7 protein-coding genes, 1 tRNA gene and 1 pseudogene are annotated in these 10,611 nt (G+C 67.4%); 2 read left to right on the top strand and 7 right to left on the bottom strand.

Going from position 1 to position 10,611, the window contains the following annotated elements:
- Positions 1-227: 227 nt before the first annotated feature.
- Together QZT59_RS06150 and QZT59_RS06145 are read left to right on the top strand one after the other, a co-directional pair.
- Positions 228-1,415 carry a hypothetical protein gene (locus QZT59_RS06150; protein ID WP_290812850.1) on the top strand — a complete coding sequence of 396 codons (1,188 nt, stop codon included), beginning with the start codon at positions 228-230 and terminating at the stop codon, positions 1,413-1,415.
- An 82-nt stretch (positions 1,416-1,497) separates the two neighbouring features.
- A tRNA-Glu gene (locus tag QZT59_RS06145) sits at positions 1,498-1,572 on the top strand.
- Positions 1,573-1,856: 284 nt separating this feature from the next.
- On the opposite strand, the gene QZT59_RS06140 is transcribed toward QZT59_RS06145, so the two are convergent.
- The 7 genes and pseudogenes from QZT59_RS06140 to QZT59_RS06110 all read right to left on the bottom strand — a co-directional run.
- Complete coding sequence (locus tag QZT59_RS06140; RefSeq protein ID WP_290812846.1) at positions 1,857-3,740, bottom strand: hypothetical protein; 1,884 nt, start codon at positions 3,738-3,740, stop codon at positions 1,857-1,859.
- Positions 3,741-4,046: 306 nt separating this feature from the next.
- Positions 4,047-4,229, bottom strand: a complete 183-nt coding sequence (locus QZT59_RS06135) for a hypothetical protein (protein ID WP_290812843.1) — start codon at positions 4,227-4,229, stop codon at positions 4,047-4,049.
- A complete protein-coding gene (locus tag QZT59_RS06130; RefSeq protein WP_290812840.1) occupies positions 4,226-6,721 on the bottom strand; it encodes a bacterio-opsin activator domain-containing protein in 2,496 nt (831 codons plus the stop codon). Before QZT59_RS06130 ends, QZT59_RS06135 begins: the two co-directional genes overlap by 4 nt.
- A gap of 287 nt (positions 6,722-7,008) precedes the next feature.
- Positions 7,009-7,656 carry a bacterio-opsin activator domain-containing protein gene (locus QZT59_RS06125; protein ID WP_290812837.1) on the bottom strand — a complete coding sequence of 216 codons (648 nt, stop codon included), beginning with the start codon at positions 7,654-7,656 and terminating at the stop codon, positions 7,009-7,011.
- Between the two features lie 433 nt (positions 7,657-8,089).
- Positions 8,090-8,506: a CoA-binding protein gene (locus tag QZT59_RS06120; protein ID WP_290812834.1), complete on the bottom strand. Its 417-nt coding sequence runs from the start codon at positions 8,504-8,506 to the stop codon at positions 8,090-8,092.
- 65 nt (positions 8,507-8,571) lie between these two features.
- Positions 8,572-9,429, bottom strand: coding sequence for a hypothetical protein (locus tag QZT59_RS06115; protein ID WP_290812831.1), 858 nt, complete (start codon positions 9,427-9,429; stop codon positions 8,572-8,574).
- Positions 9,430-9,785: 356 nt separating this feature from the next.
- Positions 9,786-10,611, bottom strand: a pseudogene (locus QZT59_RS06110) (hypothetical protein); the annotation flags it as partial.

Here is a 10,611-nt window from a genome sequence, read left to right as displayed (position 1 = left end):
GATCCGCTCGGATGTCGGTCGCCGAGCGAAACTCCGTGCCGGGATTCGGTGGGACGGCCGGTTCGAACGCCTGGCGTTCCGTCCGGTTTCCTCCGGAACGCTCATTTTCGCCGCTGGGACCCGCGAGCGATGACCGATCGACCGCGTCGTCGATAGCCGTCGGGATCGTGGTTCACGCCCTGTGCTATTCACAAAGTCTTTGAGGTGGCCCACGTACATGAGAACGAATGCATCGGTCGGTGCTCGTGGGATTGGTCGTGCTGGCGCTCCTAGCGTCCGGGATGGGTGCGGCGATGACGTTCGTCGAGGAGGATGCCACGCCGTCCGATTCGGCGCAGTTCGAATCGACCGGTGACGGTGACGCCGCGCTCGCCACCGCGTCGCAGTCGTCGGTCGACGACACGGACCAAGAGTTCGATCGGACGACCTTCGTGATCGAGGTCCGATCGGACGGGTCGGCGGTCTGGACCTTCGAGTACGAGCGTTCGCTCGCGACCGACGAGGAAGTCGAAGAGTTCCGCGACTTCGCCGACCGGTTCGAGTCGGAGGAAACCGAACTCTACGAGCGGTTCACCGAACAGGCGTCGGCGCTGGTGGCCTCCGGGGAAGAGCACACGGGTCGCGAGATGACGGTGGACGACTTCAACCGGTCGACCCACGTCGACGACGGTCGCGTCAACAGGATGGGCGTCGTGGAGATGTCGTTCACCTGGAACGGTTTCGCCGTCGTCGACGACGAGGGCCGCGTCGTCGTTTCCGACGTCTTCGACGGCGGCTTCTACCTGATGAGCGATCAGGCGCTGACGATCAGAGCGGGGGACGGACTCGCCTTCGACGAGGCCCGACCCGAACCCGAGTACGCCGCGAGAAACCTCGATCACGCGGAGGCGGTCACGTGGCTCGGCGAGATGGAGTTCGCCGATTCCCACCCCTACGTCCTCATGATCCCCGAGGACGAGGCCGGCGCCGGCGATGGCGGCGAGAACGGTGGCGGGAGTAGCGTCGATGGGGTGACGCTCGCCTCGGTCGCCCTGGTTCTGGCGGTGATCGGACTCGCGGCGTTCGCCTGGCGCCGGTCCGACGACTGGCCGCTCGGCGGTCGGCGCGACCCGGACTCGACGGCCGCCTCGGAATCGGCGGCGCCGATCCCGACCGATTCGCCGGACGAATCGGTCGCCGACGAGGAACTCATGTCCGACGAGGACCGCGTCGTCTCGTTGATCCGCCAGAACGGCGGCCGGATGAAGCAGGTGAACATCGTCGACGAGACCGGCTGGTCGAAGTCGAAGGTCAGCATGCTCCTGTCCGACATGGAAGACGACGGGACGATCAGCAAGCTCCGGGTCGGCCGCGAGAACATCATCAGTCTCGAGGGCTTCGAACCGGAGGCGACGAAGTCCCCCTTCGACGAGTGACGGTCGTCTGCGTGCGAGACGGGCGCACTCCCGGCGCGAAACGGAACCCTTAAACACCGTACGGAGCAACGATAGGTTGTACGCTCCGATAGTGTAGTCCGGCCAATCATATTGCCCTCTCGAGGCAATGACCGGGGTTCAAATCCCCGTCGGAGCATTTTCCGACCGCAACCCGCGAGTAGCCGTCAGGCTGCGAGCGATGTGGCGAGGATACGTGACTGCGGGGTTTGCACACGGAAGTCCCACGCCCGGGAAGCGACCGAAGGGCGCGACCCGGAACGTCAGCCACCTGTTCCAACCCCGGTCGGAGCACGTTACTGTGAACGATTCGTGAGCACTGCGCCCGCGATCCGCCGAACGGTCACCGCCTGCCGTCGACGGTGGCGGGGACAGTACTGACGCGACCGGCGTCGAAAAAACCGGACGGCTCGAACGAGTCGTTCAGTCGAGCTTGCTGACGTCGACGTCGAAGGTGCCGTCTTCGTTCTCGGTCAGGACGCCCTTGCGCTCGAGTTCTTCGATGCTGTCGCCGGTCACGATCAGGCGCTCCGAGATCGTCTCGCAGTCGGAGTCGGTCGTCTGCTCGCGGTCCGTCTGCTCGCGTTCGTTCTGGGAGCGCTCGCTCTCGCTCTCGGACTCGCTGTCGCTCCGGGTGCTGTCGCGGGTGTCGAGGTTGCGTTCGCGCTCGCGTTCGTCGCGCTCGCTCTCGCGCTCGCTGTCGTCGGTGCGTTCGCTGCGGTCGCGCTCGCTCAGGTCGCGCTCGCTGTCGGCGTCGCTGACCGACTCGCGCTCGGCGTCGGTGGTGCGGCGCTCGTCGAGGCCGGTGTCGCGCTCGCTCACCGTGTCGCGCTCGGATTCGGCGAACTCGCTGCGGTCGCGCTCGCTTTCGGCGCGTTCGTCGGTCGACGTGCTTCCGTCCCGCTCGCTCGCGGTCCGGTCGCGCTCGCGCTCGCGCTCGCTGCGGTCGCTCTCGGCGCGCTCGTCGGCGCTGTCGGTGGTCTCGAGTTCGCTCTCGCCCGCGTCTTTTCGGAACTCGCTGCGATCGAGTTCGCTCTCCTCGCGCTCGCTCTCGGCGGTCGAGCGATCGCCGTCGGCGGCGCTCGCCGTCCGATCGCTCTCGTCGACGTCGCGCTCTGCACCCTGGCGCTCGCGCTCGCTCTCGGCGCGGTCGGACTCGGCGTCTTCGCTCCGATCGCGTTCGCTCTCGACGTCGGTGCGCTCGCTCTCGTTCAGCTCGCTCTCTGCGACGTCGGCCTCGCTCTCGGCGCGCTCTGACTCGCGGTCACGCTCGTCGCGGTCACGCTCGTCGCGGTCGCTTCCGGCGCGCTCGTCGCGGTCGACGGCGCGGTCGCGATCGAAGCGATCGGCTCTCTCGTCGTCGTCGGCGAACCGGTCGCTCTCATCGGTTTCGGCGTCTGCGGCGCTCTCGGAGCGCTCCGTCCCGTCGCTCTCGCTCGCCTCCCGCTCGCTCTCCTGGGACTCGCGGTCTCTCTCGCTCGCCTCACGTTCGCTCTCCTCGCGCTCGCTCGCCTCGACGTCGCTCGCTTCGGCGGTGGCGTCACGATCCCGTTCGGCGAATTCGCTCCGATCGCGCTCGCTCAGGTCGCGCTCGGCGTCGTCGTGGTCGACCTCTCGCTCGCTGCGATCGCTCGCGCTCTCATTCGAGGAGTCGTCCGTCTCCGCGGAGGTGGCCTCGCGCTCGCTCGCGTCGCGCTCGCTCGCGTCGTCCGACCGCTCGCTCTCGGACGCGTTGCTCTCGACGTGCGTCCCGTCGCTCGCGCTCTCGGCTTCGTCGCGTTCGTTGCGGTCGCGCTCCCGATCGCTCTCGCTCTCGTCAATCTCGACGTCGGCGTCGTCGATCGCTCGTTCGCTTTCGTCGCGTTCGGATTCGTCGACGTCGGTGACGTCGCGTTCGCTGGAGCTATCGCGCTGCTCGTCGCGGTCGTTCACTTCGGACTCGCTCCCGTCGCGGTCGTAGTCCCTGTCGTGGCTGCGATCGCGTTCGCTCTCCTCGCGCTCGCTCTCGTCCAGGGCGCTCGAACTGTCGCGCTCGCTGTCGCGCTCGCTCAGGTCGCGCTCGCGATCGCTCTCGCGGTGATCGTTGTTCGCTCTGTCCCGGTCGCTCTCACTCGCGCTCTCGCTCTCTTCGAGCTCGTTGGTGTAGTCGACCGTCTCGTCCAGGTGTTCGCTCACGTCGCATCGCTCGTCGTCCAGCGTGTAGACGACCGTCTGATCGCTGCCGGGCAGCATCACGCTGCTGGCACCGATCACGCCGGCTAACACCAGGAGGCCGGCCAATGCGATTACGCCGAATTGGTCTATCATTGTTCACGTCATCGAATCTAGCTTCGTCGTTACGTTCGCGCCGAGGTGGACGCTAGACTACAGATACTTCGGACGAGGGGTTCAAAAGGGGGAAACGAAGGGTGGGGAAGGATCGACACGAACGCCGCAGCTGGGGGAAGGTGTTCCCTGAATCCCCTTCGAACGGGGTCGAAGGGTGGATCGACCTTCGGGGCCGGAAACTCGATTTCGGCGCCTTACGGACCGGTCGGCGTCCGCCCCGGTCCCCGCGGGACCGACGCTCGAACGACGGACGCGAGCCGGGCCAACGGCTCGCATCGCCGCCGGCTACTCGCGCTCGGTCGGCGCGGAGATCGGCGTCCCGAGCGGTCGCTCGCCGTCGTCGGTCGCCATCAGGAGGCCGATAACTTCCGGGTTGCTCGGCTCGTAGCCGAGTTGCTCGGTGAGGTGGGCTTTGATCTCCTCGAACCGTTCCGCCTTGTCGCCGTAGAGTTTGACGTGCGTGGTCATCGTTTCTCCTCCGCGTTCGCGCCGGCCGGTTCGCCGGCGAACGCCGACGCGAGGTGCCAGACTCCCTTTCGGAGGTGTTGATGGAGCGTCGCGGAGGAGGTCCCCATCGATTCGGCGAGTTCCTCGGCGGTGATCGCGCGAGGCCAGTCGTAGTAGCCCGAGGCGATGGCGGATTCGATCGCCGCGCGCTGTTTCTCCGTGAGTCGCCCCGAGAGGCGTTCGCGAAAATCCGCGGCGGTCTGGACGTCGCTGTCGCGGTCTCGCTTCGCCAGTAGTTCGACGGTCTCGGACCGCTCGCCGAACGCGGCGACGATTTCGCGGACGTTCGCCGTCCCCGGCGCTTCGAGCGTCACCCGCATCTCGCCGCCTTCCGCGACGGCCGATCGAATCGTCGCACCCGCTTCCAGCGCGATCGTTCCCAGCGAGTCCGCGGTCACGGTCTGGAGGACGAACCCCTCGTCCCGTACCGAGAGGACTCGCGCACGCTCGATCTCGGGCGCCTCCTCGGCCAGTTCGAGGGCGCGCCCCGGTTCGACGCCGTCGACGACGTGGTACGTGATGACCTTCCCAGCCTCGGTGGAGACCGATCGCTCGAACCGAATCCGACAGCCGAGCTCCGCCGTCAGCGACGCGTACACGTCCGACGAATCCCTGATCGCGAGTTCGAGTTCGACGACCGAATCGGTCAGGAGGAGGTCCCTGGTTCGGAGCGCGGTGAGCGCGAAGCCGATCAGCTTGCCGAGGGATTCGAACCCGTCGACCGCGCTCTCGGTGAAGACGTCCCCTCGAACGCCGTTCACCACGAGCACCCCGTCGACCCGGTCCCCGAAGGCGATCGGAACCGCGGCCAGCGCTTCGATTCGGTCGACGGGCTCGACGGTGTCGACCGCCTCCGCTTCCGTGGCGGCACCGACCCGCCGGTAGTGGCGGACGACCTGGGTCTTCCCCGTTCGCAGCACTCGTTCGACGGTTCCGCCGCCGAGGGTCGGGAGGGACATCGAATCGAGCGCGTCCAGGTACCGCTCCTCGAGGCCGGCTCCGGCCGCGACGTCGACGGTTTCGCCGGTCGCGCCGACGTCGGCGATCCACGCGCTCCGGTAGAACTCCGATCCGACGATTCGCTCGCAAACCGTCCGCTCGAGTTCCGCCCTCGTCGTCGCCTCGATGAGGTGATCGCCGATCTCACGGACGAGCGTCGTGATCCGATGTAACGTGTCGAGCTGGTGGTGTTGCGTTCGGAGCCGGCGCTCGGCGGTCCGGAGCGTTTCCTCCCGCTCGGATCGATCGAGCGCCGATCTAACGCCGGCCGCCAGCGCCCGTATCACGGCGAGGCCCGGTTCCTCGATTCTCTCGCCGTTCGGGGCGAAGACCGTCGCGACGCCGTGCTCGCCGAGGGGTAGGTGCAGGCTCGTGCGATCCGGATCGGCGCCGGTCCGCCCCCCTCCTGCCCGATCGTTGCGCACGATCGTTTCCTCGCGGTAGGCGCGTCCGGCGAGCGTCCGCTCCAGGTCGAACGCGACGGCGGCGTCCACCAGGTCGGCGGCCGCGTCGGACAGATCGACCAGTTCGAGCGAGTTCGTCTCGGCGTCGTACAGCCGGATACACCCGGCGTCGACGCCGGACACCCGTTCGAGGGCGTTCAGTCCCGTTCGAGCGATGTCGGCGGCCGTTTCGGCCCGGGAGAGTTCCGCGTTGACCGAGTTGAGCGCTTCGATTCGGCTCTCGTAGGCGGTACGCTCGGCGAGATCGGTGAGGACGCAAAGGGTCCCCTCGATGGCGTGCTCCTGTGCGTCGAACAGCGGCGCGAGTCGCAGTTCGGCGGACAGTTCCGACCCGTCCGCCGCCCGCACCGACGCATCGTACGTTTCGACCCGACGATCGGTCGGACGTGGATCCCGCCCGGTTGCGTCGGCACCGACTCGGTCCGTCCGGTCGATCACCACCGACGCCTCGGTGTCGATCACCTCCTCACGTGCGTAGCCCGTCCACTCGACGAACGGGTCGTTGACGACCGCGAATCGTCCGCCGGCATCGAGCACGTAGGCGGCTCCCTCGATCGTCTCCAGGATCGTCCGGTAGCGATCGACGTTCACCTCCGAACGCTCGCGTTCCGATCGTTCGCGCGCCGCCAGTCCGAGAAACCGGCGATCCTCGTGGGTGAACTCCACGACGACGAGCGCGACCGGCACGTCGTGGCCGTCGGCGTGTCGGAACGCGTGATCGCCCGTCCATCGTCCGGACGTGGCCTCCTCCACCGCCGCCGCGATCGCATCGACGTCGCCGAGCGGAGGGGTAGCCGTCCCGTCCGCCGGGACGATTCGGTCGAGGGACTCGTCGATCAGCTCGTCCGGCGCGTACCCCAGCATCGATTCGATACGCCGATTCGCGAAGACGATCGTCCCCCGCTCGTCGACGGAGACGATCCCGCCCGGCGTCGCTTCGACCACCTCTTCCTGGAACGAATCGCCGACGAGCGGAGATGTGAGGGACATACGTAGCCTAGTCCGGCGGACGCCGATAGGTACGACTCTCGATTTCGAGGCGATTTTCACGGTCGGCTTCGACCTCGAAGCCGAGCGACGCGGCGAGCGGTCGGCGACGCTCGAGGATGGGCGCAATACGGGCGGCTCACGGCCGTCGCTCTGGAAGTGGAGCGACGGACGCCGCGCGATGACGGGCTCTCGACGGTCGTCGCTCCGGAGGGAGTGGGACGGGCGGGCGCGAGAGGAACGGCCAAATACCGGATTGTCCCGGGTCGACGGCCCGATTCGACCGCCGGTCAGGACCCCCGACGCTCGGGGAAGAGCGACTCCTCGATGAGGCGCGCGGTGCCCCGACGAAGCCGCTGGGACAGCGCGTTGTCGCTCACCCCGATCTGGGCCGAGAGATCGGTCTGGTTCGCCTCCCGGGGGACCTTGTAGTAGCCGTGGAGGTACGCCGTGACGAGCGCGTCGCGCTGTTCGATGGAGAGCGGGCCCCCTTCGACCGGCACCGACGGATTGTACAGTCGACGGAGTTCGATCCCGATCTCGTTCTCCTGGCACCGGCTGCGAAAGTCGTCGAGATCCTCGTGACTGCGAAACTGCAACCGGAAGTCCCACTCGTCGGCGGCGCCCTCGGCGCTCAGGATCTCCGCGCCGACCTCGATGAGCGGCTGTACGAGGCTGTTGACGTCCGAACTCCAGTGAATCTCGTACAGGGTTCGGCCGTCGGTTTCGGTGAGCAACCTGACCGAATCCGTCAGCGCGTCCTCGCGGAGGGTCTCCTCGATCTCTCGTTCGTCGCCGTCTTCCACCCAGAACAGCGGGATGATCGAGTCGTGCAGCGGGACCATGGTCTCGAGTTCGATCGACACGTCCGGGTACTCCTCGAGGAGCCGTCCCAGGGGGAACGAAGCCGTCGGGACCGAGATGTCTGTGATTATCATGTGGTATCGATACCATCGCGAGTGGCGAGGGCCGAACTGGTAGAGCGAGCGCGAGGCGAGCGGCCAGCGACGGGCAGCGGGAATCCGCCGGCCTCGATCGGGCGTCGATCGCGGGGCGAGCGGCGGCGAGTGGTCCCCGTCGACGCGAGTTCCGGACGCGATACGAACCGACTCGCTCCGGAGATGGTTCTTCGTACCGTATCCTCACGACGGCGTCCCGACCGCGCCGCTCCACCATATCGAAGATCGGTCACTGACCCAACCTCGGGGTTCGTAGACGCCCCACGACGAAAAACGAGCGGGGGACATTTACGCCGACCGACGGAATTCTGGTGAAACTGTGCGCTCCGGATCGGTCGGCTGCCGACGGCGTCCCTCATCCGGGACCGGATCCGATGGGTGCCGAAATCGCCGGGTCGATCGATCCGCACGATCAGGCCGACGCGACGAGTCGGCGGTGTTCGGGTTTCATGCACCGATCCTGGACGACCCGCAGACCGGCCGATTCGGCCCGAGCGACGGCGTCGTCGTCGCGGATCCCGAGCTGGAGCCAGACGACGTCGACGTCCTCGCGCGCGAGCGCGTCGTCGACGATGCCGGGCACCTCGTCGCTCGGCCGGAACACGTCGACCACGTCGATCTCCCCTTCGACGTCCGCGAGGGAGTCGTACGCGGGCCGCCCGAGTACCTCGTCGGCGTTGGGATTCACCGGAACGATCTCGTACCCCTGCGCCAGGAGATACCGCGGGATCTCGTGGGCGTCCTTCCCCGGCGTCGACGAACAGCCGACGACGGCGACCGTTTCCAGCTCGAGGGCCGCTCGCACTTCCTCGTCCGTTTCTACGGGCATGGGTGGGATTCGTACGCTGGAGGGAAAAACGCCGCGTCCTGAAGGGCGAAGACGGGGTCGAATCGTCAGCTCGATCGCTCGATCTCCCGTCGGCGCACCCCAGAGGGCCCGCGGCGCGAGTACTCCGCCACCGCGACGAACGCGATCGCCCAGATGACGGCCGCGACCGCCCACACCGTTCCCGCCGCGCCGCTCTGGTCGGGGAACGAGATCGCCATCAGACCGTAGTAGGCCATCGGTAGCGCCGCGAGCCACGCGGCGAGGCGCCAGCCGACGAAGCCAAGCGCGGAGACGGCGCCGTAGGCGAGCGGCGCGATAGCGAGCCCCGCCATCATGACGTAGTGGCCGTCCAGGGCGTGCGGATCGACCGCGCTCGTGGTGAGGCTCAGTTGCGTCGCGACGAACGCGAGCAGCGGCACCGCGGCGACGGCGACCAGCGCCAGCAGCGCCGGGCTGTAACTGTCGTCGCGCCGGAAGAGCCGCCGACCCGCCGGGTGCGCGAGGAGGGCGATCCCCGTGAGCAGGAAGAACGGGATGACCTCTTCGGGCCGACCGACGCCGTACCAGACGGTGCCGGCGGTGACGGCGAGGATGACGAGGAACGCACCCCACATCGAGGCGATCCGCTTTCTGGGCTGGTAGGCCTGTGCGAACAGGCCGAGCAGGAACACCGACACGACCGCGGCGATGCCCATCACGTGGAGTCGGTGGATGCCGAGTTCCGCCGCCCCTTCGGCGGTCCAGCCCGTCACGAGCGTGGCGAGCAGGTCCGGGAGGAACAGCACGCTCAGCAGCCCGGCCAGCGCGAGCGAGAGCGAGAACGCTCCCAGCCGGACCGTCGCGAGCGCGGAGCGCCGTTCGTCCGGTCGGTCGGTGTCGAATTCGTCGCCCGTGTGGCCGGGACTCTCGGTAGTTGTTGCCATGGTACGGGAGTATAGACGCCTCGGGTGGCAATAAACATGACTCGATTGACATGAAAACCGGACGATCCCATTCCCGGTGATGACTGTCGGCTGCGAAACGAAGATTCGAAACCGCTCGCGACGCTGTCGGTCCAGATCACGAGACGACCTCCGGTCCCGATCGATCCCGCGCATGTTTCGACCACCGTCCCCGATCGATACCGAGGACGGAGCGACTGGCGCACCGATCGGTCTCGACCACCAGAGAAGTGCCGCACCGATCGGTCTCGCCACGGAAGGAAATATCGTCCAGATCGTTCGAGGCCGCCGCTCCGAAACGCTGGGACCGAAAAAATGCCGCGGTGGTCGCTCCGTCGTTATCTCGCGACGAGCGAGATGAGTGCGTCGACGACCGCGTTGACGGCCGAGCTCAGGGTCGATCCCTGGGTGGTGTCGGACTCGACGCTCGTCTGGTCGATGCTGTCGACCGACGAGTTGGCCGATCCGGATTCGCAGTCGGATTCGTATCCGTCTTCGAAGCTGCTCGAGTCGCTCTCGATCGCGGACGCCTCGCGTTCGGCGTCGGCGTCGGAGTCGGAGCGGTCGCGGTCGCGAGTGTCGAGCTCGCTCTCGTTATCGCTCTCGGTGCGCTCGCTGTCGCTCGAACTGTCGGTGGTGCTCTCGCTCAGATCGCTCGTGCTCTCGTCGCGGTCGCTGTCCGATTCACTGATGGATTCGCTCGCGGTGTCAGTGCTGTCGATTTCGTCGACGCCCGAGTCGGTCTCGCTGTCGGTGTCGACTTCGGATTCGGTCATCTCGCTGCGGTCGCTGGCGGACTCGTCGCGCTCGTCGGAGGTGGTACTCCCGTCGATCTCGGAGTAGGTCCGGTCGCTCTCGGTCACGCTCTCGTCGCGCTCGCTGGCGCTGCTCTCGTCGCTGATGTCGGACGTGTCTACTTCGTTTTGACTGCGGTCACTCTCCTGGTTGCTGCTGTCGCGGTCGCTCTCTTCGAGTGCGGAGTCGCTCTCCGCGGCGTCGCTCTCCGCGGAGGTGCTGTCGCTCTCGCTCTCGTCGAGCGACGTCTCGGCGCCCTGCCGGTCGGTCTCGCTCTCGTCGAACGTCGACTCGGTGTGCTCGGCGGAGTCGCGCTCGCTGTCGATATCGCTGCGGTCGCTCTCGCTCAGTTCGCGCTCGCTGGCGTCG

Origin of the sequence: Halovivax sp., from assembly GCA_007119345.1 — an archaeon.
Lineage (GTDB): Archaea > Halobacteriota > Halobacteria > Halobacteriales > Natrialbaceae > Halovivax.
This window is presented reverse-complemented; position numbering and strand designations above follow the sequence as displayed.